Consider the following 25669-nt stretch of genomic DNA (forward strand, 5'->3'; position numbering starts at 1 on the left):
CCCGAGGGCCCCTTGCGAGGGCGCGGGACAATGGACGGTGGCCCACCTGCAGGTGGTGCCCAGCGAACCGTACGAGGAGGAGAGAAGACATGGCGGAGCCCACGCCGCGTCGCAACGAACCGCGGCTACGCCCCGCGCCCCTGATCTTCGAGCCGGTGGAGGCGGCCACCGATCCCGAGCACTTCTTCGACCTGGAGTCGATCGAGGATCCGCGGGCGCTGCTGGCCCGGGCGACCGAGCTGACCCAGGCGTTCCGCGCGGCCGCCGACCGTGCAGTGGAGTTTCAGGCCATCGCGGCGGCCCAGCTCGCCGACCCGCGCCGCTTCGACCGGCTCACCCCGGCCGACATCGCCGAGCGCGCGGAGTGGACCGAGGACTATGCGAAGAAGATGGTCGAATTCGGCCGGGACCTGATGCGGGGCGACAGCGAGGGGCGGACGACCGCCGACCCCGTGTGACCCGGCGCCCATGCCGCGGCGCCCATGGGCCCGCACCCATGAGTCCGGCTCATAAGTAAACCCCTCTGGCATATGCCAGGCGGGCAAGATACTCCTCCTCCACCCCTGTTGTCCCGGGTTTCGGCAACTCAGAAGAACGATCCGCTCACCCCCGGTACATCTGGGTGTCATGACCAGCGCTCCGAACGTCACCCGAGTCACCTCCGACGGCGTCGCCTGGCTCGCCTCGGCCGCCACGTATCCGCGCAGCACGCTGGCGCACTGGGAGGACCGGCCGGACGTTCCGCTCGCCCTGCCCTGCGGCACGGCCTTCGACGTGGTGAGCGCGCCCTCGATCTTCGGACGCCGGATGCTGGACCAGTTATGGGACGAGGGGCCGGGCTCGGGTCCGGTCGCGGTGTTCCGGGGCCGCACGCTGCTGTTCGCCGCTCCGGGCACGGCCCAGCGGCTGCCCTCGCTGCTGGCGTGGGAGGAGTGGGGCACGCACCGTACGGCCGCGGTGCCGCCACTGCTGTGCCACGGCACCGGCGACGCGGTGACCGTCCCCGCCCCGGCCGGCAGCGGCGCCACGGGCGACTCCCGCTGGCTGGTGGCGCCGGACCAGCGGCATCCGTGGCTGCCGGGGCCGGAAGTGGTGCTCTGGGCAGCCGTACGAGCCGCCCGGGCTGCCGTACGGATATCGATTTTTCCTCCCGCGGATCAGGATGCTAAGGTCTACGACGTCAGCAGGCGCCGCTAGCTCAGTTGGTTAGAGCAGCTGACTCTTAATCAGCGGGTCCGGGGTTCGAGTCCCTGGCGGCGCACGCGAAGGAAACGGCGGGTCCGATTCGAAAGAATCAGGCCCGCCGTTTTCGTATACACACAGCGGTCATAGGCACAGCGGTCGTAGGCACAGCGGTCATACACACGGCGGCCGTACGCACAGCACTCAGCCCTGCACCCCCGGTGTGATCTTCACCGTCCATGCCCCCGACGCCGTCCGGCCCTCCACCTCGACCTTCACGCCCTCCCCGGGCACCGTGAAGCTCTCGCCCAGGGCGACCGGGGCGTCGGCGAGGGGCGGGTAGACCGAGTTCTCCCAGCAGGCCTCGGTGTTCGGGTGGGCGTCCACGACCTCCACCGGGCCGCCGCCGGATTCCGCGGCGCCTTTGATCCGGTACACCAGCACGCCCCCACGGCAGGCGGCCGCGTCGTTGCCGGCCGCACCGCGCAGCTCGAAGGCCAGGGCACTGTCGGGGCCGGTGCGCACGATCGCCAGCTTCACCCCGTGGCCGAGGCCGAAGGCCGGGGCGCCGGCCGTGCCCTGCACCGGTACGCCCGGGCCGGCCTCCAGTGGTTCCAGGGTCAGCCGGGTCCCGCGCGTGCCGCGCACGCACACCACCTGGCGCGGATCCAGCCAGCCCAGCTTCCACTTGTGCCAGGCGAACATGTCGGGCGCGAGGCCGAACTGGCTGCCCATCAGATCCCAGTCGCCGACGTAGGTGTCCCAGTCGCCCTTGCCGTCGACCGGACGGTGGTAGAGGTCGGGCAGGTCGAAGACATGGCCGGTCTCATGGGCGAGGACCAGCCGGTCCGGCGGGTGCTTCTCGAAGACCGTGACGACGCGCTGGACGTCCGTGCCGTCGACGTGCACCGGCGTGTCGAGGTTGACGACCTTCGTGGCGTCCGAGTCGACGCCGGGCGCGTCCGGGTCGGCGACGAAGTACACGACCTGGTAACGGGAGAAGTCCACCTCCGGGTCGGCCACCGCGAACGCGTCCCGAAGATAGGTGCCGCGGTCCTCGGCGCTCCAGTCGCGCTTCATGGCGTACGCCGCGGAGGACTTCGGCATGCGCAGCCAGTGGTTCAGCGGGTGCGGGCGCAGGGTGAAGCGGCCGTAGGAGGCCTGCTCGTAGTAGCGGCTGGTGAGGGGGAAGTGATCGGCCGTCAGCTGGGCGGGGCTGGTGCGCGGGGTGGCGTCCGGGAAGGAGAGGAAGACCAGGACGGCGTCGAGGGTGCCGGTCGGGCGGGTGTAGTCCGGGTTCCAGGTGTCGACGCCTTCCGAGTGGTGGGCGTCGGTGCGGTGCAGGGCGCAGGGGGCGGTGGAGAAGGGTTCGGCGACCGCGGGGCCGCTGAAGATCGAGGTGGCGGCGAGCGCCGACAGCGTGGTGCACACGGCGGCGGTACTGCGCAGCTTGAGCACGGACTTGACCTCCGGACGCGGTTCGCGGGACCCGCATTCCAGATTGAGCGGCTATGTTGAGTTATGCCCTGTTTTTCGGCACCAGAAGGGTGAGTGCGCCCTTCCGTGCACCGGCGCGCGACGGCGCTCGACACCCCGTAACACTCACGGAACGTCACAACTGGTCGAGGGCCCCAAGAACCTGTCCAGGTGCGGGCAGAAACGATCTGTCAGAACCCTTGCCCCATCCGGGACACTGGAGAGTGGCTGGAAGGGCCCGGGGCCAGCCTCTATGATCGGCACACTTTCCGGCACGGACAGAGATCGAGTGCACTGCGGGAGCGAGCGGTGAGCGGAACGTCCGAAGGGCCGACGCCCGCGGCAGACCTCGACCGGTCAGCCGTCACAGACAGTGACCACACCACCTACCATCGTGTCTTCGCGGCCGCCCCGGTCGCCATGGCCGTCGTGAACCGCGCGGGCCTTGTCGTCAGCGCCAACGCGGCCTTCGGGGAGCTGCTCGGTGCCGCGACGGACACCCTGCCCGGCCGGGTCGCCGCCGATCTGGTGGACCTGGCCTCGGACGCCCGCAGCTGGCACGCCTACCGCGAGGTCCTGCGCGGCCGGCAGGCCCGGCTGCGCTGCACCCGCCGGCTGAAACACCCCGAGGGGCACTCGGTGTGGGCGCAGGTCACCGTCGCCCCGCTGGCCGGCGAGGAGCCCGGGGTGCTGCTGTCGGTCGCCGACATCAGCGCCCGCCGCGAACTCCAGGCGCGGCTGCGGCATTTGCAGATGCACGACCCGGTGACCCGGCTGCCCAACCGCACCCTGTTCTTCGAGCGGCTCACGGCCGCGCTGGAGGCGGAGTCGTACGAGCAGAGCGGCACCGGCCGGGTCGGCCTGTGCTATCTGGACCTCGACGGGTTCAAGGCGGTCAACGACACCCTCGGCCACCGGGTCGGCGACCGGCTGCTCGCGGCGGTCGCCGAGCGGCTGACCCGGGTCGCCGACAAGGCGGGCTACGCACGCGCCGCCACTCCCCTGGTGGCCCGGCTGGGCGGCGACGAGTTCGCGCTGCTCGTGGAGGACTCCACCGGCACCGAACAGCTCGCCGACCTCGCCGAGTCGGCGCTCAAGGCGCTCGAGGACCCCTTCGACCTGGCCGGCCAGCGCCTGTCACTGACCGCGTCCATCGGGGTCGTCGAACGCCACGCGGCCGGTACGACGGCCACCGGCCTGATGCAGGCCGCCGATACGACCCTGTACTGGGCGAAGGCCGACGGCAAGGCCCGCTGGACCCTGTTCGACCCTGAGCGCAACGCCCACCGGATGACCCGTCAGGCCCTGTCCTCCACCCTTCGCCCCGCCATCGAGCGCGGCGAATTCGCCCTCGAGTACCAGCCGTTGGTCGGCATGGAGGACGGGCGGCTCGCCGGGGTCGAGGCGTTGATCCGCTGGAATCATCCTCAGTTCGGCACACTGACGCCGAATCGGTTCATCGGACTGGCCGAGGAGGACGGCTCGATCGTGCAGCTCGGCCGCTGGGCGCTGAGGACCGCCTGCCGGCAGGCCCGTCGCTGGCAGCTGGCCCGCCCCGGCGAGCCGCCCATCTTCGTCAGCGTCAACGTGGCCGTACGGCAGGTGTGGGACTCCGACCTGGTGGCCGACGTGGCCGAGGTCCTCGCCGAGACCGGGCTCGCCCCGCACCTGCTCCAGCTGGAGCTGACCGAGTCGGCGGTGATGGGCTCGGCGGGCCGCCCGCTGCAGGCACTGCAGGCCCTCAGCGACATGGGCGTGCGGATCGCCATCGACGACTTCGGCACCGGCTACTCCAACCTCGCCTACCTCAGCCGACTGCCGGTGTCGACACTCAAGCTGGACGGCTCCTTCGTGCGCGGCTTCCAGTACGAGGGAGACCAGAAGGCGATCGCCCCCAACCCCGCCGACGAGGTCGTCGTCGAGGCGATGATCCAGCTCGCCCACCGGCTCGGCATCACCGTCACCGCCGAGTGCGTCGAGACCTCCGCGCAGGCCACCCGGCTGCGCCGGATCGGCTGCGACACCGGCCAGGGCTGGCTGTACTCCCGGCCGGTGCCGCCGGATCGTATCTCCGAGCTGCTCGGCACCCCGGCCTGCCCCCAGCCCTGACCGTCCCGCACCTCGGCACAGGCCCGCACGAAGCCCCGGACGGCGTCCGTCACATGACCGTCCGGGGGCCGGGCGACGGCGGCCCCGCCCGGGCTCGCCCCGCGCGCCGACCGGCGGCGGGACGGAGCGGGGCTCGGCGGCGGGCCGACGCGGATGCACCTGTGCGTCGGCTCCGTGGGCAGGGCCGTGCCCACGGCGATCGCCGCCACGCAAGGCCCTGCGCTCGTGGGACTTCACCACGTCCTGCCGACGGACCGGGCCGCTGACGACGGCGGTGCCGGTGCTGTCCCCGCGGCGGCGGTGACCGCAGACGGGTGCGGTGCCGGGGCCGGCCCCCGGCACCGCTCGCGGTGCGGCGTCAGGCGCCCGGCAGGCCGTAGGCGTCCGCGATCAACTCATAGGAGCGCAGCCGCAGTTCGCCGCGGTGGGCGTGGGAGACGAGCATCAGCTCGTCGGCGCCGGTGCGCTTGTGGAGGTCGTCCAGGCCGGAGCGGACCTCGTCGGCGGCACCGTGCACGATGTTGGCCGTCCAGGAGGTGATGAACTCCTCCTCCATGGGGCTGAACTCGTGCTTCTCGGCCTCGGCCGGGTCGGGGAAGAGACCGGGGCGGCCGGTGCGAAGCCGGAGCATGTTCAGGGCCATGGCCCGGGTCTGGCGGCGGGCCTCGCGCGGGTCGTCGGTGGCGAGGGCGGAGACGCCGATGAGGGCGTACGGCTCGTCGAGGACCGCGGAGGGGCGGAAGGTCTCCCGGTACAGGTCGAGGGCCGGGATGGTGTTCTGCGCCGAGAAGTGGTGCGCGAAGGCGAACGGCAGGCCCAGCATCCCGGCGAGCCGGGCACTGAAGCCGGAGGAGCCGAGCAGCCAGACCGGCGGCCGGTGCGGGGACTGGACGCCGCCGGGGGTGGTGGCCTGCACCGGCCCGGGGATCGCGTGGATACGGCCGTACGGATGCCCGTCGGGGAAGTCGTCGTCCAGGAACCGGATCAGCTCGGCGAGCTGCTGCGGAAAGTCGTCGGCGCCCTCGCCCGGGGTGTCGCTGCGGCGCAGGGCCGCGGCCGTGGCGCCGTCCGTGCCGGGGGCGCGGCCGAGGCCGAGGTCGATGCGGCCCGGCGCCATCGCCTCCAGCGTGCCGAACTGCTCGGCGATCACCAGCGGGGCGTGGTTGGGCAGCATCACGCCGCCCGAGCCGAGCCGGATGCGGTCGGTGTGGGCGGCGAGGTGAGCGAGGATCACGGCGGGCGAGGAGGAGGCGACGCCGGGCATGGAGTGGTGCTCGGCGACCCAGTACCGGTGGAAACCCCGGGCCTCCGCGTACCGGGACAACGCCACGCTGGTGCGCAGCGCGTCACCGGCGGTACTGCCCGCGCCGACGGTCACCAGGTCCAGTACGGAGAGGGGGACGGGGGCGGTGCCGTGCGTCGTACCCCGGATCTCGTCTGCCTCGTCTGCCGACACGGTGTGGCCTCCTGTTCGTGGCGTGGCTGTCCGCCCCGTCCAACAGGAGACGGTCTCCGTTTATTCCGGTCTCAGACCTGGACGATCGGCTCCCGGGTGAACAGGACCCCGAGCGAGGGCGCGTTCACCCGCCGGTCGGCCAGCCTCAGCCCCTCCCACACCGTCACCTGGTTCGCCGTGAGCACCGGCTTGCCCAGCTCCTTCTCCAGCAGGGGCAGATACGCGGCCGTGTGCAGGGCCGTGTCCGGCAGCAGGACCGCCTCGGCCTCGGCCGCGTCGGCTGCGCGCGCCAGCGCCAGCACCTCCGCCTCGCCCCACGTGCCGACCTCCGCGGCCGTGACGATCCCCGACGGTCGCACCCCGGTCACCGTCAGACCGCCGGCCTGCAGGAACCGCCCGAACAGTGCGGCCACGTCCTGCGGGTAGGTCGCCCCGACCGCGACCCGCCGTACCCCGATCTCCTGGGCCGCGTGCACGAAGGCGAACGACGTCGAGGAGGCGGGCATCCCGGCCACCTGGGCCAGGGAGCGCACCTGGTCCCGGGCGCCCTCCCAGCCGTGCACGAAGCTGCCGCTGGTGCACGCCCACACCACCGTCTCCGCGCCCGTGCGCCGCAGCTCCTCCACCCCCGCCGCAAGCCGCTCGGCGGAGCCCATCTCGCGCAGCGCATCCACCCGGTGCGCGTCCTCGCCGATGTCGGTGTGGACCAGGTCCACCCTGATGTTGCTGCCGAGGAGCTGCTCGATGCGCGGGTAGTCGTCCTCGCCGGAGCGGCCCGGGTAGAGGAATCCGAGTGCGGTCATGTCCAGCCTTCCTGCGTCTCTTCCGGCCGTACCGGGGGTGCGGGGGGCCAGGCGCGCGCCGATTCGTCCAGCAGTGCCTGATAGGGCCCCACGGCTCGGGTACCCAGCTTGCGCAGCGCCGCCCACATCGTGACCTGGTTGGCCGAGAGCACCGGGATGCGCAGCTCGGCCTCCAGCTGGGGGATCACGTCGTACGTCGGCAGATTGGTGCACGAGATGAACAGCGCGTCGGCGGTGCCGGGGCGGACCGCCCGCCGGGCCATGGCGACGACGTCCTTGTACGGCACCTTCCAGATGTGGCTGGTCAGCCCCATGAAGGCGCACCCGGTGACCTGCACGCCGGACTCGGCGACGAACTCCTCCAGCACCCGGGTGACGGACACCGTGTACGGCGTGACCAGTGCGATGCGGCGTACGGCCAGCTCGGCCAGTGCCTCCAGCAGCGCCCCGGAGGTCGTCACCGAGGGCGGCGCCCCGGCCAGGCTCATCGCCGCGCACATCGCCCGCTCCCCGGCGATCCCTCCGACGAAGCTGCCGGAGGTGCAGGCGTAGGCGACGACCTCGGGGGCGACGGCGGTCAGCGCGCGGACCGCGTCGCCGAGGGTCTCGTGCTCACTGACCAGCCTGGCCAGGTCCAGACTCACCTCGACCGGCACATAGGGAGTGCGCGTGAGGTGCAGCGACACCTCGTCGGGCACCCAGCGCCACAGCTCGCGGTCGAGGGCGAAGTCAAAAGGGGCGACGACCCCCACACCGCGCTGCGGACGGGGTCCGCCCAGAAAGGAAACGTCCATGACTGGCACCGGCCTCACGACGAGTGGGCAACGGATCGCGAGTGCGCCCGTGTTGACGAAGGTAGGTTCGGGTGCGAGCGTGGTCAATCCGCGCATAATCCGTGCATGTCAGACGCCCGGAGCCGCCCTGTATGACGACCCCTCCCACGCTCCTCGTCCTGGACGCCGACCCGCCGCCCCGGCTCGGCCGCCTCACCGGACGCGCCCGCATCGTGCACACCGACGCGGCCCGTCTGGCCGAGCGGCTGCCGGGGGCGGACGTGCTGCTGGTGTGGGACTTCACCTCGCACGCGGTGCGCGAGGCCTGGCCGGGGGACGGGCCGAGGCCGCGCTGGGTGCACACGGCGAGCGCGGGTGTGGACCATCTGATGTGCCCGGAGCTGGCCGCGTCGGACACGGTGGTGACGAACGCGCGCGGGATCTTCGACCAGGCGATCGCCGAGTACGTGGCGGCGCTGGTGCTGGCGGTCGCCAAGGATCTTCCACTCACGCTGGAGCACCAGCGGGAGCGGGCCTGGCGGCACCGGGAGAGCCGGCGGGTGGCGGGCACGCGCGCGTGCGTGGTCGGCTCGGGCCCGATCGGCCGGGCGATCGTACGGACGCTCAAGGCCCTCGGCGTGACGACGGCGCTGGTCGGGCGGGTCCCGCGGACCGGTATCCACGGCCCGGCCGACCTGGACCGGCTGATCTCCCGCGCGGACTGGGTGATCGCCGCCGCGCCGCTCACCGAGCAGACGTTCCACCTGTTCGACAGCCACCGGTTCGGCGTGATGCAGCCCTCGGCGTTCTTCGTGAACGTCGGGCGCGGGCCGCTCGTGGACGAGGACGCCCTGGCCCGGGCCCTGACCCGGCGCTGGATCGCGGGCGCGGCCCTCGACGTCTTCACGACCGAGCCCCTCCCCGGGGACAGCCCGCTGTGGGGCCTGCCCGGGCTGATCGTCTCCCCGCACATGAGCGGCGACACGATCGGCTGGCGCGACGAACTGGCAAACCAGTTCGTGGAGTTGTACGAGCGGTGGGCGGCGGGCAGATCACTGGCGAACGTGGTCGACAAGAAACGTGGCTACGTGCCCGGTCACTGACCTCTGGGAGGGTGCATGCAGCTCACCGACCTGACCGCCGTCCAGCTCCTCGACGGGTACCGCAAGGGCGAGTTCAGCCCGGTGGAGGCGACCGAACAGACGTTGGCCAGAGCCCGGCGGATCCAGCCGGAGGTGAACGCCTTCGTCCGGCTCACCGAGGAGGACGCGCTCGCCCGGGCCCGGGAGTCGACCGAGCGATGGCGGCGCGGTGAGCCGGCCGGGCTGCTCGACGGTGTGCCGGTCACGGTGAAGGACATCCTCCTGCTGCGCGGCCGGCCGACCCTGCGCGGCTCGAAGACCATTGCCGAGCAGGGAAGCTGGGACGAGGACGCGCCCTCCGTGGCCCGGCTGCGCGAGCACGGCGCGGTGTTCCTCGGCAAGACCACGACCCCCGAGTTCGGCTGGAAGGGCGTCACGGACTGCCCGCTGTCCGGCATCACCCGCAACCCGCACGACCCGTCCCGGACCGCGGGCGGCTCCAGCGGGGGCAGCGCGGCAGCCGTCGCGCTCGGCGCGGGCCCGCTGTCCCTGGGCACGGACGGCGGCGGCAGCATCCGCATCCCGGCCGCGTTCTGCGGCATCTTCGGCCTGAAGCCGACGTACGGCAGGGTGCCCCTGTACCCGGCGAGCGCGTTCGGCACGCTGTCGCACGCGGGCCCGATGACCCGGGACGCCGCCGACGCGGCGCTGCTGCTCGACGTCGTCGGGGTGCCGGACGCCCGCGACTGGTCGGCCCTGCCCGCCGCGCCGGGCTCCTTCACCGAGTCCCTCAAGGGCGGCGTACGCGGACTGCGGGTGGCGTACTCGCCCAGCCTGGGCGGGCAGGTCGCGGTCCGGCCGGCGGTCGCGGCGGCGGTACGGCGGACGGTGGCGCGCCTCGCCGACCTCGGCGCGTACGTCGAGGAGACCGATCCCGACCTCAGCGACCCGGTGGAGGCGTTCCACACCCTGTGGTTCAGCGGCGCGGCCCGGCTCACCGAGCGGTTCTCCCCCCGCAAGCGGCAGCTGATGGACCCCGGCCTGCGGGAGATCTGCGTCCAGGGGGCCCGGTACAGCGCGCTGGAGTACCTGGCCGCGGTGGACGTCCGGATGGACCTCGGGCGGCGCATGGGGCGCTTCCACGAGACGTTCGACCTGCTGGTGACGCCGACGCTGCCGATCACGGCGTTCGAGGCGGGCGCCGAGGTGCCGGCGGGTTCGCCGCACCGGCGCTGGACGGGGTGGACGCCCTTCACGTACCCGTTCAACCTGACCCAGCAACCGGCGGCGACCGTCCCGGTGGGGCTCGACGGGGACGGTCTGCCGGTGGGACTGCAGCTCGTCGCCGCCCGGCACCGGGACGATCTGGTGCTGCGGGCGGCGCACGCGCTGTACGAGGCGGGAGCCGCCGCCCCCGCGAGCGTCACGCCCGCCGGAAACTGAGCGTCTCCCCCGCCGCTCCGGTCCGCCACAGGTCGTTGCAGGCCTCGGCCATCCGGTCGAGGCCGTCGGTCACCTGGCCCCAGACGATGCCCGGCACCCAGCCCACGTCCCCGTTGAGGAGCAGATTGTTGCGCTCGTAGAACAGGGCCAGGTCGACGACCGTGCTGCCGGGGCGGACCTCGCGGTCGTAGCCGTAGGCCTTCGTACCCAGTTCGGCACCGGCGAAGGAGAAGTAACACAGATCGCCGGGAATCGGGGTGACCGTCGGGTTCTCCAGTGGGGGTTCCGTGGAGGTGAACGGCGGGAAGAGGGCGTAGATCTCGTTGCGCGCGTATTTGGCGTGGTAGACGTCGCCGGACAGGGGCAGCGCCTCCCACACCGCCTCGCAGGTCAGGGGCGCGCGGTCGGTCAGGAGGCGGGCCGTGCAGCGCACGTCCCGCTTGTCGAGGGAGACAGTGACGAATCGATCGGCCATGAGAACCAGGGTGCATACCCCGGATGCGCTTGGGTAGCCGCGCCGCCATGGCTCCACCACTTGGGAACGACGTACACACATTCCGGTCGGAACACAGACCCGCCCGGCGCTCGGTGCTCGGCGGTCTCGGCGCTCTCGCGGCCCTCGGCGCGCTGGGGGCCACCGGGTGCACGCGGGTGGCCGCCGCGTCCGGCAAGAACGGCGGTGACCTGCTCGAACGGCTGCGGGCGCAGGGAGTCGTACGGCTCGGGATCGCCGGGGAGATCCCCTTCGGCTACATCGACAAGGACGGCCATCTCACCGGTGAGGCGCCCGAGCTGGCCAAGGTGATATTCAAACGGCTCGGAGTGGACCGGGTGCAGCCGGTGCCGACGGAGTTCGGCTCGCTGATCCCCGGCCTGAACTCGCAGCAGTTCGATGTCGTGGCGGCCGGGATGTACGTCAATCCCGAGCGCTGCCAGCAGGTGATCTTCGCCGATCCGGACTACCAGATGCTGGACTCGTTCATCGTCCGCAAGGGCAACCCGCTGGGGCTGCACTCCTACAAGGACGTCGTCGCGAAGAAGGCGAAGTTCGCCACCGGCACCGGGTACGCCGAGATCCAGTACGCGGTCGAGGCCGGGTACAAGGAGGGCGACATCCTGATCGTCCCTGACCAGGTGGCGGGGCTGAACGCCGTGGAGGCCGGACGCGTCGACGTCTTCGCCGGTACGGCGCTCACCACCCGCGAGGTGGTGAAGAAGTCCTCCAAGGCGGAGGCCACCGCCCCGTTCGCGCCGCTGGTCAAGGGCAAACCGCACGTCGACGGCGGGGCGTTCGCGTTCCGGTCGGCCGAGACGAATCTGCGGGACGCCTTCAACGTGGAGCTGCGCAAGCTCAAGAAGAGCGGGGAACTGTTCCGGATCCTCAGGCCGTTCGGCTTCACCAGGGCCGAGATGACCGGCCTCACCGCGAAGGAGCTGTGCGGCGGATGACCTCGGGCCTGTGGGAACTCGTACTCAAGGGTGTCTGGACCACCGTCCAGTTGCTGGTGTTCAGCGCCTTGCTGGCCGGTGCCGTGTCCTTCGTCGTCGGTATCGCGCGCACACACCGGCTGTGGATCGTGCGCTTCGTGGCCGGCTTCTACACCGAGGTGTTCCGTGGCACCTCGGCGCTGGTGATGATCTTCTGGGTGTTCTTCGTGCTGCCGATCGCGTTCGGCTGGCAGCTCGTGCCCATGTGGGCCGGCACGCTCGCGCTCGGGCTGACGTACGGCGCGTACGGTTCGGAGATCGTGCGCGGCGCACTGAACGCGGTGGACCCGGCGCAGAAGGAGGGCGGGATCGCGCTCAGCTTCACGCCCTGGCAGCGCCTCAGGCTGATCGTGCTGCCGCAGGCGGTGCCGGAGACGATCCCGTCCTTCTGCAATCTGCTGATCGAGCTGCTCAAGGGCACCGCGCTGGTGTCCGTCATGGGCATGGGCGATCTGACGTTCAGCGCGAACCTGGTACGCCTGGCGCTGCAGCAGAGCGCGGAGATCTACACCTATGTGCTGCTGATCTACTTCGCGATCGCGTTCGTGCTGACACGGCTGATGCGCATGCTGGAGAAGCGGCTGAAGTCCGGCGTCGGCAAGGAGGCGGGGACCGAGCGGGCGGCGCGTGAGCTCAAGCGGGCTCAGACGACCGGTGTCGCGGGCTCCGGCATCGGAGGGGGTCTGTGATGAAGTGGGACTGGAACGCCGTCAGCGACTTCATGCCGGACTTCTGGCAGGGGTTGCTGGTCACCCTGGAGGCGGTGGCCCTCGGCTCGCTGCTCTCCTTCACCCTCGGCCTGCTGTGGACGCTGCTGATGCGCACGCCGAGCCGGTGGGTGCGCTGGCCCGTCGGGGTGGTCACCGAGTTCGTGCGCAACACCCCCCTGCTGGTCCAGCTGTTCTTCCTGTTCTACGTGCTGCCGGAGTGGGGCCTGACGTTCTCGGCGCTGTCGACCGGCGTCTTCGCGATCGGCCTGCACTACTCGACGTACACGATGCAGGTCTACCGGGCCGGCATCGAGGCGGTGCCCGTCGGCCAGTGGGAGGCGGCGACCGCGCTGAACCTGCCCCGGCGCCGGACCTGGATCGCGGTGATCCTGCCGCAGGCGATCCGCCGGGTGATCCCCGCGCTCGGCAACTACGTGATCTCCATGCTCAAGGACACCCCGATGCTGATGGTGATCACCGTGCTGGACATGCTCGGCCGCGCCCGGCTCTTCTCCCAGCAGCACTTCCAGTTCACCGAGCCCCTGACCGTGATCGGGGTGGCCTTCATCGTCATCTCCTATCTGGCCTCCCTTCTCCTGCGAGCCCTGGAGCGTCGCCTTGTCCGTTGAAACCCATCCCGAGCCGTCCGCCACCGACGCCTCGCCGGCCGAGCTGATCCGTCTGGACAAGGTCAGCAAGCGCTTCGGCGCCAACACCGTGCTCGACCAGCTGGACTTCTCCGTCCGGCCCGGCAAGCACGTGACGCTGATCGGCCCCTCCGGCTCCGGCAAGACCACCATCCTCAGGCTCCTGATGACCCTCACCAAGCCGGACGAGGGCACGATCACCCTCGACGGACAACCGCTGTTCCCTGCACCGGAGAAGCAGGTCCGCGAGGTCCGCAAGAAGATCGGGATGGTGTTCCAGCAGTTCAACCTGTTCCCGAACATGAGCGTGCTGCGCAACATCACCGAGGCGCCGGTGCAGGTCCTCGGCCTGTCCCGGGACGAGGCCGAGGCACGGGCCCGGGAGCTGCTGGAGATGGTGGGGCTGGCCGACAAGTGCACCGCCCGGCCCACGCAGCTGTCCGGCGGGCAGCAGCAGCGCGTGGCGATCGCCCGGGCGCTGGCGATGCGGCCGCAGGTGCTGCTGCTGGACGAGGTGACCTCCGCGCTCGACCCGGAGCTGGTCGCGGGCGTGCTCGATCTGCTCAGGGACATCGCCCGCAGCACCGACATCACGATGCTCTGCGTGACCCACGAGATGGGTTTCGCCCGGGACATCTCCGACCAGGTGCTGATGTTCGACGGCGGCCGGGTCATCGAGTCGGGTACGCCGGAGAAGATCTTCAGCGATCCGGAGCAGGAGCGCACCCGGGAATTCCTCGGCGCAGTGCTGTAACTGCATGGTGTGAAGAAGTGAAGAGTCGAGGTCGGAGCGGTGGGCGATGTCCCTGGCATATGCCAGAGGGTTTGCACCGCAGCTGGGAGTGGACGGCGAGCGCCACAATCTCGCCAACCCCCTCTCCCTGACGGCCCTTTGCCCGATATCGTGGTACGGATCCGCCGACCGGATGTCGCGGCCCGAGAAGCGAGCACTGACAAGCGAGCACTGACAGGCCAGCCAGGGGGGAACCACCGTGGCGCTGAAGCACGAGCCGACCGCCCCGTACCACTCCGCCCAGGACGCGTTGCGCGTGCTGGAGACGGTGGCACGCCATTCCGCCGGCGTCACCGACACCGAGCTGGCCCGCCGCACCGGCCTCGGCACCGAGCGGCTCACCGCCCTGCTGCGCATGCTGCGCCGCGAGGGCTACGTCGAGCAGATCGGCGACGGCGCCTACGTCACGGGGGACACCCTGCGCCGGCTGACCTCGGCGCACGACCGCGAGCGTGCCCTGCGCAACAAGCTCCAGCACACCCTGGACCGGCTGCGCGACTCGGTCGGCGCGGCGGTCTACATCAGCCGGTACGTCGACGGCGAGGTCAAGGTCACCCAGTACGCGGCCGGACCGGCCACCCCGGCGGTGAACGAGTGGGTGGACTTCCGCTACTCCGCCCACGCCACCGCGGTCGGCAAGAGCCTGCTGACCCAGCTCGACCACAACGCCCGCCGCGACCATCTCTCCCGGCACAAGATGGCCCGCCTCACCTCGCGCACCATCACCAGCGACAAGCTGCTGCTCTCCCGCCTGGAGTCGCAGCCGCCGACCGTGCCGGTGCTCGATCTCCAGGAGTACGCCATCGGCACGGTCTGCGCGGCCGTCCCGATCACGGCGGGCTCCAGTGTGGGCTGCCTCGCGCTGTCGCTGCCGGTGGAGCACGCACACCGGCTGAAGCAGGCGGCGGAGGCGCTGAACCGGAGCGCGGCACCGGTCCTCCTCTCGCTCACCCTCTAGGTGGTCACGAGCACCCCCGTGGACCAGGTAGTATTTTCTTCGTCGCCAACCGCAGGAGCGAAGATCCAGTGGAAGGCGGGAGTCATGCGCCGCTAGCTCAGTTGGTTAGAGCAGCTGACTCTTAATCAGCGGGTCCGGGGTTCGAGTCCCTGGCGGCGCACAGTGAAGATGGCGATCCACGTCCGCAGCAAGCGCGGACCTGGGTCGCCATCTCTGCTATGCCCGTCCCTGTTGTCGCGCGGCTTCGGCGTCCTCACGGGTGAGCGGGCGGTACGACGACTCCCCCGGCGGTCGCCACCACACCGGGTCGGCACACGCGTGCCCCTCCTTCCTGAGCAGCGCCCGGTGGATCTTGTTCGTCGCCGTCACCGGCATCCGCTCCACCACCCGGACGAACCGGGGCGCCATCTTCGTGCCCAGGTCGGGCTGGGCGAGCAGGAAGTCCGCGAACCCCGCCGGGTCGAAGGACCCGGCGATCGTCGCCATCACCTGGTCCCCGGTCACCGGGTCCGGCACCCCGTACACGGCGACGGCTGCCGCGCCCTCGTAGCGGGACACGATGTTCTCGATCATCGCGGCGGCCAGGTTCTCCCCGTCGACGCGGATGCGGTCGTCGCCGCGGCCCGCGAAGTACAGATAGCCGGCCGCGTCCCGGTAGAACAGGTCACCGGTCCAGTACGCACCGGCCCGGCGCCGCTCGGCCTCGGCGGCCGGGTTGCGCCAGTACCCCTCGAAGGGGTTCGGCGCCCGGTTGACCAGCTCCCCTATCGCCTGCTCCCCGTTGAGCAGCCGCCCTGTGGCGTCGAACGCGGCCGGCGGACACTCGCGCCCGGTGGCCGGATCCAGTACGACGAGTCCCGGCGCCGCCGGTCCCACCGCCCCCGGCGGCGTGCCCGGCGCCCACTGGATCGCAGCGCCGCCCTCGGAGGAGCCGTACCCCTCCACCAGCCGCACCCCGAACCGCCGCTCGAAGGCCGCCGCGTCCACCGCGCCGGCCTCGGTGCCGAAGCCGAGGCGCAGGACATGGTCGCGGTCGTCCGCCCGCTCCTCGGTGGCGAGGATGTACTGCACGGCCCGGCCGACGTAGGTGAAGTAGGTCGCGCGGTAGCGGCGCACGTCGGCGAGGAAGCCGGACGCCGAGAAGCGCCGGCGCAGCGCCACCCCGGCCCCGGCGGCCAGCGCGGGCGCCCAGTCGGCGATCACCGCGTTGCCGTGGAACATCGGCATGCAGACGTAGTGCACGTCCTGCGCCCGCACCCCGAACTGCCGCACCAGCGCCTGCCCGGCCGCCGCCAGCCGGCCCTGGGAGCAGATCGCGGCCTTGGGAGCGCCGGTCGAGCCGGAGGTGAAGTACAGGAGAAGGCGGTCGGCGGGCGTGGCCCGGGACGGGTCGGGTTCCGCGCCGGCGTAGGGGGCGAGGAGGGCGGCGTACTCCGGGGTGTCCGTGACCAGGAGCCGTATCCCGGGGAGGTCCAGGTCCGCCAGCAGCGGCAGCCGGGCCCGCTCGGTGACGAGGACCGGGCACTCGGTGTGCAGGATGTCCCGGGCCAGTTCGGCGCCCCGGCGGGTGGGGTTGATCCCGGCGACGGCCGCGCCGGCGAGGGCGGCGGCGCCGAGCCACAGCGGGAACTCCTCGGTGTTGTCGAGCAGGACACCGATGTGCCGTACGGCGTCCCGGGGCAGCAGGTCGGCCAGCAGGGCGGCGCGGGCGGCGGCGCCCGCGGCGCTCTCGTGCTGGGTCAGCGTCAGCTCCCCGCACCACAGCCCGGGCCGGTGGTCCCCCCACCGGGCCGCGACCAGTTCGGCGACGGTGCGCGTCTTGGACTCCATGGGGGCGAACGGTAATTGACGTAGCGTCAGACAGGGAGGGTCACGGCATCATGCCCGCGGGCACGGCACAGAGGAGGAGTTCCACGAGGCTCCCCCGAGGCCGGTCCGCCGCTCCCGGTGATCGGCGTGGCGCGAACCCACCCGGCCGCCCGGACGCCCGGCCTCGAGGGGACCTCAGCTTCGGCGCCGCTCCTGAGCGGTGCTCAGAACGTGACGTCCGAGCAGGCGTAGAACGCGTTGCCCGTGTCGGCGATCGTCCACACCGCGAGGATGACGTGGTGCCCGCTCAGCCCGGACGGCAGGGTGCCGGTGTGGCTGAGTGTGGCCGGCGGGCGCCGGCCGTTGTACGGCACCGTCAGGAACGGGGTGAGGTCGAGGTCCGAGCGGGACAGGGCGTGGTTCTGGTTCCAGCCCTGCTTGGTGACGTAGTACTCGAAGTCCGTCGTGGCGTGCTCGGCCGTGAACTGCCAGCGGAAGGTGTACGTCTGGCCGCCCGTCACCCGGGTGGTGGGCCAGGCCCCGCCGGACGGCGTGGCCGGCGAGCTGAGCTGGGCGAACCGGCTCAGGCCGCCGTTGCAGATCTGGCCGTCGGCGGGTCCCGCGGCCGGGAAGCCCTTGGGACCCTCGACGCTCTGCGGCTCGTACTGGATGTCACCGCAGTTCGTCACCGTGCCGTTGGCGCAGAGCTTCTGCCTGCTGATGGGGAGATCGGTGTAGCCGTGCCCGCTGGCGCCGCCGGTGGAGAGCGCGAACGCTCCGGCGGTCACCACCCCGAGCACGACCGCGGACAACTTGGTCCTGGTGCGCATGCTGCCGCTCCTCGAGAACGTGGGGAGTTCGGGTGAGCTGTGCAGGTAGGTCTAGACCAAGTCCCAGATTATTGCCACTACTTGACTGTGTCCATACAAGGGACGTCTCCATCCCCCGCGCGTGCCCCCGCTACGACGGCGCACCGCGCCCCGCGCAGAACGCCACCGTCAGGTCCCGCACCAGCACCTTGCGCTCGTAGTCGTCGAGGTCGACCAGGCCGCGCACGGTCAGCCGGGTCACCGTGTCCTCCACCGAGTCCACCACCGAGCCGAGCATGCCGGCCCGCTGCCGGGCGTCCAGCTGGGCGATCCGGCGCCGGTGCATCGCGCCGGCGACCTCGGGGGCGTACTCCACCCGGAGCGGCTGCACCGAGAACACCTCCAGGCCGACCGGCGCGGTCTCCGCCGCCACCAGCCGGGTCAGCGCGTCCCCGGCCGCCGCCGTCCCGCCCCGGGTCCCGCCCGCGTGCTCCACCGGCACCCGGGCCAGCGCCGCCTCGACGCACTCGCGCAGATAGGTCTCGTGGTCCTCGACGCCGAGCACGGCCCGCGCGGTGTCCCGCACCCGCCACACCACCAGCACGACCACCCGCAGCCCCACCCCGTCGGAATCCGCCGCCGGCATCGCCTCGCTGCGCCAGTGCCGCAGCCGGACGTCCACCGGACGGCGCAGCAGCAACGGGTTCATCCAGAGCAGCCCGGTGCGCCGGACGGTCCCCCGGTAGCGGCCGAACAGCCCGAGCATCCAGGCCCTCCCGGCCTGTCCCCGGGCCAGGCCGCCGAAGCCGGCCACCCCGAGCGCCGCGGCCCCGACGTACGCCGCCCACTGCGCCGGGCCGAGGCCCGCGCCGGCCCAGGCGGGCAGCCGCAGCGCCCGCGTCGCGAGCGGCGGGAGCAGCCCCACCCACCACGAGGTCACCAGCCACCCGATGAGCCCGCACACCCCGGCCAGCACCCCGGCCAGTCCCGGCAGCACCCGGGCCGGGCGCTCGGCCAGGTCCGGGTCGATCTCGGGCAGGGGCCGGGCGCGCACCGGCGCGGTGCGTCTGAGCCGCGGCAGTTCGCCGGTGCCCTGCCGGCGGCCCACCACGGCGGGCTTGAGCGGCACCTTCACCGAGGTGGGGTCGTCGCGGAAGAGCAGATGGACGGGGATCTCGGTGGTCCCCTCGTTGTGGATCAGCCGGCCCGCCCGGGTGTCCGGGCCCACGGCGGCCTCCGGCTGCCCGTCGGATTCGGGCGGTGTGTGTGACGTGGTCGTACTCATGCGTGCCTCCAGCCTCCGCGCCAGATGCGTCATGAACAGGGGATGAGCAGGGATGAGCAGGGATGAGCAGGGGATCGGGGGATGAGTGGGGACGACGGGCCGGGAGAGTCAGAGGCCGGTCGCGTGGTCGGGGCCCGCGTCCGCGAACAGTCGGCGCCAGGTCTCCGGCCCCGGATAGCCGTCCGCCGCGCCGCCCCGCCAGCCCTGGGCCCGCTGGAAGGCCTCCACGGCCCGCCGATCCGCCTCGCCCCAGCGCGGACCGGGACCCGCGGCGTAGAAGCGGCCGAACCCCTTCTCCACCAGCCGGCGGCCCAGCAGCGTGACGTAGTCGTTCTCCGCGTTCGGCAGGAAGGCGGCCCGGCCGGGATAGACGGGCGCTGCGCGCGAGGAGCGCCCGACCGGGCCTGCCGCGGCCGACGCGATGTCCCTGCCCCTGCCGGTGACGAGCAGGCGCCAGGTGTGCGGGCCGGGCAGCCCGTTGGCCTCGGCGCCGGTCCAGCCCTGGGCCCGCTGGAAGGCCTCCACGGCCCGCCGGTCCGCCTCGCCCCAGGTGCGGCCGGGACCCTGGGGGTAGTACGTGTGGCCGCCCCGGGCCACCAGCATCCGCCCGAGCAGGGCGACGTACGGGTTGTCCGCCCCCGGGCCGAAGGAGGCGATGCCGGGGAAGGCGGTCTGCGTCTTGTCGGCGCCCGCCTGGGTGCCCGCCGTTTCCGCGACCAAGCCTTTGTAACGGTAGGGGACGTACTTGTCGGTGTTGCTCCAGTAGGGATACGGGGTGGGCTGGCTGCGGGTGTGCGGGGGTGTCTGCTCGTAGACCAGGTAATTGGTGTGCCCGCCGTCGGTCCAGCCGCCGAAGATCACCACATGGGAGCCCTTCTCGGGGTTGTCGGGGTTGTGGTACAGCAGGATGTCGCCGGGCTCCAGCTCCTCCTTGGTGATCTTCACGCCGTACCCGCCGAGGCTGCCCGTCCACTCGTTGCCGGGCAGACCCCAGGCCATGGAGACATAGCCCGAGCAGTCCTGCCGGTAACCGTCGGACCAGTAGGTGCTCATGCTGTACGGCACCTGGGCGGCCACCCAGATCTTTGCCCGGGCGATGATCTTGGTCCGGGTGGCGGAGGGGATGTCGGTGGGGTCGGCCGGCTTGCCCGTCCGGCCGTGCAGCGGAGACCTGCCGCCTTGAGGGGTGTCGGGCCCGCCGTCCCGGGGGACATGGGGGCGGTGGACGACGGGCCGGCCGGCCGCGAGGGCGGCGGCCGGTGCGGCCGCGCCGAGGACGGCCGACGTGGCGGCCACGACCACGAGGCCGCAGGCCGCCGGGGCGCCGAGCGGGCCGAACGGCGGACGCAAGCCCGTACGGCTCACTGGGCGCACGTGGGCGCAACCGGGGCAGTCGCAGCCGCTCGCAGGGTCGAATTCCTCGAACACCGGAGCTGTCATGAGATCTGCCTCACATTCGGAGGTGATTTGTCCGCGAGTGTGCACGTTGGTCAGTTTCCCAACTGTCCACCGGACCGCCACTTTGACGGTCCGAATGATGTACACGGCCCTCCACGACCCCCGTCGGCCACTTGATGGTGGTCGGAGGCACCCCTCGAGGTCGGGTAGAGTTATCTCCGTCAGCAGGCGCCGCTAGCTCAGTTGGTTAGAGCAGCTGACTCTTAATCAGCGGGTCCGGGGTTCGAGTCCCTGGCGGCGCACGATGACGATGGCGATCCACGTCCGCAGCAAGCGCGGACCTGGGTCGCCATCTCTGTTCCCGCGCGGCTCCGCCGCGCGCAGTGGGGGCCCTAGCGGCCCACACCCCCTCGTCCGAAAAGCCCCTCGCTGATGCGGGGGGCTTTTCGCATGCCCCGATTGGCCGGATACCCTCTCGCCATGGCAGCCCGGGACCTCCAGGAGCGGATCAAGAAGCTGATCGTCGAGCGGCGGCTGCCCTCGGGTGCCCCACTGCCGACCGAGCCCGAGCTGATGGAGCATCTGGGAGCGAGCCGGAACTCGGTGCGCGAGGCCCTGAAGGCGCTCCAGGCGATGGGGATCGTCGAGATCCGGCACGGGTTCGGGACGTACGTCGGCTCGATGTCGTTCGCCCCGATGATCGAGGGCCTGGCCTTCCGCACCGTCGCCGGGCACTACCGGGGCGAGGACTCCCTGCTCCAGCTGCTGGAGCTGCGCGAGGCCGTGGAGACGGGGCTGGTGTCACGGCTGGCCGGGCGGCTGCCGGAGGCGGACCTCGTGGAACTGGCCGGGCTCGTGGACCGCATGGAACGGGAGGCCGCGCAGGGGACCGGCCTCGCCGAGACCGACCGCGCCTTCCACGCCACCCTCTACCGGGGGCTGGACAACGTCCTGCTGAGCGAGGTGCTGGAGGCGTTCTGGGACGCCTTCCACCGGGTGCAGCGGGATCTGGTGGACGTACCGCAGGACCCCCGGGTCACCTGCCGCCAGCACCGGGAGATCCTGGACGCGGTCCGGTCCGGGGACTCACTGCGGGCGGAGGGGGCCATAAGGGATCACTTCGGCAACATCCGTGTCCGCCTTTCCACCACCGGCTCGCCCCGGCCCTCCGGGACCACCGGCGCACAGCGCGCGCCCGAGCCCCACACGCGCCACAATGAACGGGTTTGACCGGTAAACACCGCGTTTCGCATCTTGCGATCATGCGGATCACCGTAGAACCCTGGATGTCCAAGCTGTCGCCGATTGGCGGCAGTTGGGGGGAAACCGGTTGCGGCACGGCAGCGGGGAGGGGGCCCGCTCATGAATCGGTGCCGAGGGGGGCATCCATGCAACCGGAAGGTCGCAGTCCTGTGTCTGTGCGGCGGCGAAGACGTGGTGACTGCGCGCCGCCACTGATTCCGCGCGTGCGGGCCCAGGGGAGCCGGCCGGGCGGCAAGGACCTACGAAACACGCGGTGACCTGCGTGTGGGGGGAATGACTCATGACGTCGACGCCGACGGGCGCCGGACAGAGCCACGCTCACGACGACCCGTCACGGACCACACGACTGCGAGCGGTCACGCACCGGACGGGCCAGTTCCACCGGATACGGAAGAGCCTGCCGAGATACGACTACGAGCACTACAGCCGGCTCGCGGGCCCGCTCACCCGGCCCGACCCGACCCGGCCGTACACGGTGCAGTACCGGTCGCTGCTCTCGCAGGAACCGCATCGCCTGCGCGCCGCGCTCATGCTGGGGGCGGCCCCGATCCTCTCGCTGGTGCTGCTGTTCTGGCTGCTCCGGCCCGAGCACTGGACCGAACGGGACTATCCCGCCCATGCCTTCCTGCCGGCCCTCGACACCGTCATGCTCGTCTCGATCGGTCTGATCGAGTTCTTCCGCTGCATGAACGTGCTGTCCAACGCACACGCCACGCTCGTCGCCCGCGACCCGGTCCCGGTGGTCCCCGAGTCCGGCACCCGCGTCGCCTTCATCACCACCTTCGTGCCCGGCAAGGAGCCGCTGGAGATGGTGACGAGGACCCTTCAGGCGGCGGTGCGGCTGCGGCACCGGGGGCTTGTGCACGTATGGCTGCTGGACGAGGGCGACGACCCGGCCGTCAAGGGGGTCTGCGCCCGGCTCGGCGTGCACCACTTCACCCGCAAGGGCGTCGAGCGGTGGAACCGGGCGAAGGGCCCGCACCGCGCGAGGACCAAGCACGGCAACTACAACGCCTGGCTGGAGGCGCACGGCGACGCCTACGACTTCTTCGCCTCCGTCGACACCGACCACGTCCCGCTGCCCAACTACCTGGAGCGGATGCTCGGTTACTTCCGCGACCCGGACGTCGGCTTCGTCATCGGCCCGCAGGTCTACGGCAACTACGACACGTTCGTCACCAAGGCCGCCGAGTCGCAGCAGTTCCTCTTCCACGCCCTGGTCCAGCGCGCCGGCAACCGCTACGGCGCGCCCATGTTCGTCGGCACCTCCAACGCCGTACGGATCAGGGCGCTGCAGCAGATCGGCGGGCTGTACGACTCGATCACCGAGGACATGGCGACCGGCTTCGAGATGCACCGGGCGAAGAACCCGGCGACGGGGCGCAGGTGGAAGTCGGTCTACACGCCGGACGTGCTCGCCGTCGGTGAGGGCCCGGCCGCCTGGACGGACTTCTTCACGCAGCAGCTGCGCTGGTCCCGGGGAACGTACGAGACGATCCTCAAGCAGTACTGGAAGGGCCTGTTCACGCTCGGGCCGGGCAAGTTCTTCAACTACACGATGATGATCATCTTCTACCCGATGTCCGCCCTCAACTGGATCCTCGCGGCGCTGAGCTGCGCCCTGTTCCTGGGTCTGGGCGCCTCGGGTGTGAACATCGACCCGGCCGTGTGGCTGATGCTGTACGGCAACGCCTCCGCGCTGCAGATAGGGCTGTACATCTGGAACCGGCGGCACAACGTCTCCCCGCACGAGCCGGAGGGCTCGGGCGGTGTGGCGGGCATGGTGATGTCCGCGCTGTCCGCGCCGATCTACGCCCGCTCGCTGATGGATGCGGTCCTGCGCCGCAAGAGCAGGTTCGTGGTGACGCCCAAGGGCGCATCGGCCAGCCCCGACACGCTGTTCGGGACGTTCCGGGTCCACTGGTTCTTCATCCTGGTCTTCGGCGGCTCGCTCGGCGCCGGTTTCGCGCTCGGCAACTCCCACCCCGCGATGATCACCTGGGCGGGCCTCGCCCTGCTGATCACCGCCTCGCCGATCTTCGCCTGGCGGTACACGCTGCGGCAGGAGAGGCGGGGGCCGGGGCGGGCGGCCGGAGCCGCCGAACCGCAGGACGCGGTGCCCGCGCCGCGGCCGGCCCCGCTGCTGCGGCAGCGGCCCTCCTGGGCGGGCGCCGGGCAGGCGGCGCGGCGGGCCGGGGACACCGAGCAGACCATGCAGATCACGCTTGGCGGACCGGGGGGACGTGAGGAATGAGGGACCAGGCCGGCCGCCGTCGCGTCCGTCGGCTCGCGATCGGTACGGCGGTAGTACTTGCGCTGGCCGGGACGAACGGGCCGTGGGTCTACCGCTTCGCCACCGCGCAGTACCACCAGTACAAGATCAACAGGCCCAAGTACAAGGCCGCGAACGGCCACTGGGACATCATCGAGTTCCCCAAGGAGTACCGGCAGGACACCATCCACGCGGCCCTCCTGCACACCGGAAAGGTGCTGCTGGTCGCGGGCTCGGGCAACAACCAGGACAACTTCGACGCCAGGAGGTTCGACACCCGGATCTGGGACCCGGCCAAGGGCACGATCAAGAAGGTCCCCACGCCCAACGACCTGTTCTGCACCGGCCACACGCAGCTCGCCGACGGCAGTCTGCTGATCGCGGGCGGCACCAAGCGGTACGAGAAGCTCAAGGGTGACGTCAAGAAGGCCGGTGGCGTCATGATTCTCTACAACGAGAACCCGGACAAGCCGATGACGCTGCCCGCGGGCACGGCATTCACCGGCAGGCAGAACGGCAGGACGTTCGTCTCGCAGGATCCGGTCCTGATCCCACGCGCCACGAAGGTCTTCGACAGAGGCGGCAAGTGGCTGCGGAACAACCCCGGTTACGGCCGTGTCTACGTCGAGGCGCCGCTCGAGGGCAGCCAGTTCGAGACCGGCACCCAGGACAACTACCGGATCCGGGGCCTGACCGGCGCCGACGCGCGCAACACCTACGGCATCGCGCAGAAGCTCGCCCTCGACAAGAAGGACTTCGAAGGCATCAGGGACGCCTACGAGTTCGACCCGGTCGCCGAGCGGTACATCAAGGTCGACCCGATGAACGAGGCCCGCTGGTACCCGACGCTCACCACGCTGTCGGACGGCAGGATCCTCAGCGTCTCCGGCCTCGACGACATCGGCCAGCTGGTGCCGGGCAAGAACGAGATCTTCGATCCGGCGACCAGGAAATGGACGTACACCACGAGGACCCGGCAGTTCCCGACGTATCCGGCGCTGTTCCTGATGCAGAACGGGAAGATCTTCTATTCGGGGTCCAACGCGGGGTACGGTCCGGCCGACGTCGGCCGGGAGCCCGGCATCTGGGATGTCGGCACCAACGCCTTCGCGAAGCTGCCCGGGCTCGGTGACCCGACGATGATGGAGACCTCCGGGACCGTGCTGCTGCCGCCGGCGCAGAACGAGAAGTTCATGGTGATCGGGGGCGGCGGTGTCGGCGAGTCGAAGCTGTCGAGCAGGAAGACGCGGCTGATCGATCTGCAGGCGCGCAGTCCCCGGTTCGCCGACGGGCCCGAGCTGGCGAAGGGGACCCGGTATCCGCAGGCCTCGATCCTGCCGGACGACACGGTCCTGGTGAGCGGCGGCTCCGAGGACTACCGGGGGCGCGGTGACTCCGACATCCTGCAGGCGCGGCTGTACCACCCGGACAGCAACAGCTTCACGCGGGTCGCCGATCCGCTGGTGGGCCGCAACTACCACTCCGGGTCGATCCTGCTGCCGGACGGGCGGGTGATGTTCTTCGGCTCCGACTCGCTGTACGGGGACAAGGCGAACACCAGGCCGGGGAAGTTCGAGCAGCGGATCGAGATCTACACGCCGCCGTATCTCTACCGGGGCTCACGGCCTTCGCTCGGCGGCGGCCCGCAGACCATTGCCCGGGGAGCGTCGGGGACCTTCACGTCGAGGCAGGCGGCCGGCATCCGGAAGGTGCGGCTGGTCCGGCCGAGTGCCTCGACGCATGTGACGGATGTGGATCAGCGGTCGATCGCGCTGGACTTCAGGACCTCAGGGGACCGGATCACGGTGCGGGTGCCGGAGAACCGGAACCTGGTGCAGTCGGGGTGGTACATGCTGTTCGTGGACGACGACCAGGGAACGCCGTCCGTCGCCCAGTGGGTCAAGGTGCCCTGA

General features: G+C 71.3%; 22 protein-coding genes and 3 tRNA genes. 16 read left to right on the top strand and 9 right to left on the bottom strand.

What is annotated here, in order from left to right; translation table 11 throughout:
• The first annotated feature begins 89 nt into the window (after window positions 1–89).
• The 3 genes from GQF42_RS17770 to GQF42_RS17780 all read left to right on the top strand — a co-directional run bounded on the left by GQF42_RS17770 (window position 90) and on the right by GQF42_RS17780 (window position 1261).
• Window positions 90–458, top strand: coding sequence for a hypothetical protein (locus GQF42_RS17770; protein ID WP_158921096.1), 369 nt, complete (start codon window positions 90–92; stop codon window positions 456–458).
• 169 nt (window positions 459–627) lie between these two features.
• Window positions 628–1197: a hypothetical protein gene (locus tag GQF42_RS17775; RefSeq protein ID WP_158921098.1), complete on the top strand. Its 570-nt coding sequence runs from the start codon at window positions 628–630 to the stop codon at window positions 1195–1197.
• A tRNA-Lys gene (locus GQF42_RS17780) sits at window positions 1188–1261 on the top strand. Before GQF42_RS17775 ends, GQF42_RS17780 begins: the two co-directional genes overlap by 10 nt.
• 125 nt (window positions 1262–1386) lie before the next feature.
• Here GQF42_RS17780 and GQF42_RS17785 read toward each other — a convergent pair.
• Window positions 1387–2640 (bottom strand): M6 family metalloprotease domain-containing protein, encoded by a 1254-nt coding sequence (locus GQF42_RS17785; RefSeq protein ID WP_199272713.1) that lies wholly within the window; start codon window positions 2638–2640, stop codon window positions 1387–1389.
• Between the two features lie 327 nt (window positions 2641–2967).
• Here GQF42_RS17785 and GQF42_RS17790 point away from each other — a divergent pair, with 327 nt between their 5' ends.
• Window positions 2968–4767: a putative bifunctional diguanylate cyclase/phosphodiesterase gene (locus tag GQF42_RS17790; protein ID WP_158921100.1), complete on the top strand. Its 1800-nt coding sequence runs from the start codon at window positions 2968–2970 to the stop codon at window positions 4765–4767.
• 358 nt (window positions 4768–5125) lie between these two features.
• Here GQF42_RS17790 and GQF42_RS17795 read toward each other — a convergent pair whose 3' ends face one another.
• The 3 genes from GQF42_RS17795 to GQF42_RS17805 all read right to left on the bottom strand — a co-directional run bounded on the left by GQF42_RS17795 (window position 5126) and on the right by GQF42_RS17805 (window position 7820).
• Window positions 5126–6223 carry an LLM class flavin-dependent oxidoreductase gene (locus GQF42_RS17795; RefSeq protein ID WP_158921102.1) on the bottom strand — a complete coding sequence of 366 codons (1098 nt, stop codon included), beginning with the start codon at window positions 6221–6223 and terminating at the stop codon, window positions 5126–5128.
• 71 nt (window positions 6224–6294) lie between these two features.
• Window positions 6295–7026, bottom strand: a complete 732-nt coding sequence (locus GQF42_RS17800; protein WP_158921104.1) for a maleate cis-trans isomerase family protein — start codon at window positions 7024–7026, stop codon at window positions 6295–6297.
• Window positions 7023–7820, bottom strand: coding sequence for a maleate cis-trans isomerase family protein (locus GQF42_RS17805; RefSeq protein ID WP_158921106.1), 798 nt, complete (start codon window positions 7818–7820; stop codon window positions 7023–7025). The genes GQF42_RS17800 and GQF42_RS17805 overlap by 4 nt, the downstream gene beginning before the upstream one ends.
• A 131-nt stretch (window positions 7821–7951) precedes the next feature.
• On the opposite strand from GQF42_RS17805, the gene GQF42_RS17810 reads away from it, so the two are divergent.
• Window positions 7952–8902, top strand: a complete 951-nt coding sequence (locus GQF42_RS17810; protein ID WP_158921108.1) for a D-2-hydroxyacid dehydrogenase — start codon at window positions 7952–7954, stop codon at window positions 8900–8902.
• 15 nt (window positions 8903–8917) lie between these two features.
• Window positions 8918–10324 (top strand): amidase, encoded by a 1407-nt coding sequence (locus GQF42_RS17815; protein ID WP_158921110.1) that lies wholly within the window; start codon window positions 8918–8920, stop codon window positions 10322–10324.
• Here the strand turns inward: GQF42_RS17815 and GQF42_RS17820 are convergent.
• Entirely contained in the window at window positions 10305–10799 is a 495-nt protein-coding gene (locus GQF42_RS17820; protein ID WP_158921112.1) for a DUF3830 family protein, read from the bottom strand. The two genes, GQF42_RS17815 and GQF42_RS17820, sit on opposite strands and share 20 nt — an antisense overlap.
• 47 nt (window positions 10800–10846) lie before the next feature.
• On the opposite strand from GQF42_RS17820, the gene ehuB reads away from it, so the two are divergent.
• The 6 genes from ehuB to GQF42_RS17850 all read left to right on the top strand — a co-directional run bounded on the left by ehuB (window position 10847) and on the right by GQF42_RS17850 (window position 15080).
• Complete coding sequence (gene ehuB / locus GQF42_RS17825) at window positions 10847–11773, top strand: ectoine/hydroxyectoine ABC transporter substrate-binding protein EhuB (RefSeq protein ID WP_158921115.1); 927 nt, start codon at window positions 10847–10849, stop codon at window positions 11771–11773.
• On the top strand, window positions 11770–12501 hold the full coding sequence (ehuC, locus tag GQF42_RS17830; protein WP_158921117.1) for an ectoine/hydroxyectoine ABC transporter permease subunit EhuC: 732 nt from the start codon (window positions 11770–11772) through the stop codon (window positions 12499–12501). The genes ehuB and ehuC overlap by 4 nt, the downstream gene beginning before the upstream one ends.
• Window positions 12501–13151, top strand: a complete 651-nt coding sequence (gene ehuD, locus GQF42_RS17835) for an ectoine/hydroxyectoine ABC transporter permease subunit EhuD (RefSeq protein WP_158921119.1) — start codon at window positions 12501–12503, stop codon at window positions 13149–13151. The genes ehuC and ehuD overlap by 1 nt, the downstream gene beginning before the upstream one ends.
• Complete coding sequence (ehuA, locus tag GQF42_RS17840) at window positions 13141–13923, top strand: ectoine/hydroxyectoine ABC transporter ATP-binding protein EhuA (protein ID WP_158921121.1); 783 nt, start codon at window positions 13141–13143, stop codon at window positions 13921–13923. Before ehuD ends, ehuA begins: the two co-directional genes overlap by 11 nt.
• Before the next feature lie 238 nt (window positions 13924–14161).
• Window positions 14162–14920 carry an IclR family transcriptional regulator gene (locus tag GQF42_RS17845; protein WP_158921123.1) on the top strand — a complete coding sequence of 253 codons (759 nt, stop codon included), beginning with the start codon at window positions 14162–14164 and terminating at the stop codon, window positions 14918–14920.
• 86 nt (window positions 14921–15006) lie between these two features.
• A tRNA-Lys gene (locus GQF42_RS17850) sits at window positions 15007–15080 on the top strand.
• A 56-nt stretch (window positions 15081–15136) separates the two neighbouring features.
• Here GQF42_RS17850 and GQF42_RS17855 read toward each other — a convergent pair.
• The 4 genes from GQF42_RS17855 to GQF42_RS17870 form a co-directional block, all read right to left on the bottom strand.
• Window positions 15137–16750, bottom strand: coding sequence for an AMP-binding protein (locus tag GQF42_RS17855; RefSeq protein WP_158921125.1), 1614 nt, complete (start codon window positions 16748–16750; stop codon window positions 15137–15139).
• Between the two features lie 203 nt (window positions 16751–16953).
• Window positions 16954–17559 (bottom strand): lytic polysaccharide monooxygenase auxiliary activity family 9 protein, encoded by a 606-nt coding sequence (locus tag GQF42_RS17860; protein WP_158921127.1) that lies wholly within the window; start codon window positions 17557–17559, stop codon window positions 16954–16956.
• Between the two features lie 130 nt (window positions 17560–17689).
• On the bottom strand, window positions 17690–18823 hold the full coding sequence (locus GQF42_RS17865; RefSeq protein ID WP_158921129.1) for an SPFH domain-containing protein: 1134 nt from the start codon (window positions 18821–18823) through the stop codon (window positions 17690–17692).
• Window positions 18824–18931: 108 nt separating this feature from the next.
• Window positions 18932–20263: a peptidoglycan-binding protein gene (locus tag GQF42_RS17870; protein ID WP_158921131.1), complete on the bottom strand. Its 1332-nt coding sequence runs from the start codon at window positions 20261–20263 to the stop codon at window positions 18932–18934.
• Window positions 20264–20449: 186 nt separating this feature from the next.
• Between GQF42_RS17870 and GQF42_RS17875 the strand changes: the two genes are divergently transcribed.
• The 4 genes from GQF42_RS17875 (at window position 20450) to glxA (ending at window position 25669) form a co-directional block, all read left to right on the top strand.
• A tRNA-Lys gene (locus GQF42_RS17875) sits at window positions 20450–20523 on the top strand.
• 178 nt (window positions 20524–20701) lie between these two features.
• The gene (locus GQF42_RS17880) at window positions 20702–21451 is read left to right on the top strand and encodes a FadR/GntR family transcriptional regulator (protein ID WP_233273375.1); all 750 of its coding nucleotides are present in this window, start codon (window positions 20702–20704) and stop codon (window positions 21449–21451) included.
• Window positions 21452–21764: 313 nt separating this feature from the next.
• Entirely contained in the window at window positions 21765–23738 is a 1974-nt protein-coding gene (locus GQF42_RS17885) for a glycosyltransferase family 2 protein (RefSeq protein ID WP_158921133.1), read from the top strand.
• Window positions 23735–25669: a radical copper oxidase GlxA gene (gene glxA / locus GQF42_RS17890; RefSeq protein WP_158921135.1), complete on the top strand. Its 1935-nt coding sequence runs from the start codon at window positions 23735–23737 to the stop codon at window positions 25667–25669. The genes GQF42_RS17885 and glxA overlap by 4 nt, the downstream gene beginning before the upstream one ends.

The sequence above is a fragment of the Streptomyces broussonetiae genome (assembly GCF_009796285.1).
In the GTDB taxonomy this organism is placed as follows: domain Bacteria; phylum Actinomycetota; class Actinomycetes; order Streptomycetales; family Streptomycetaceae; genus Streptomyces; species Streptomyces broussonetiae.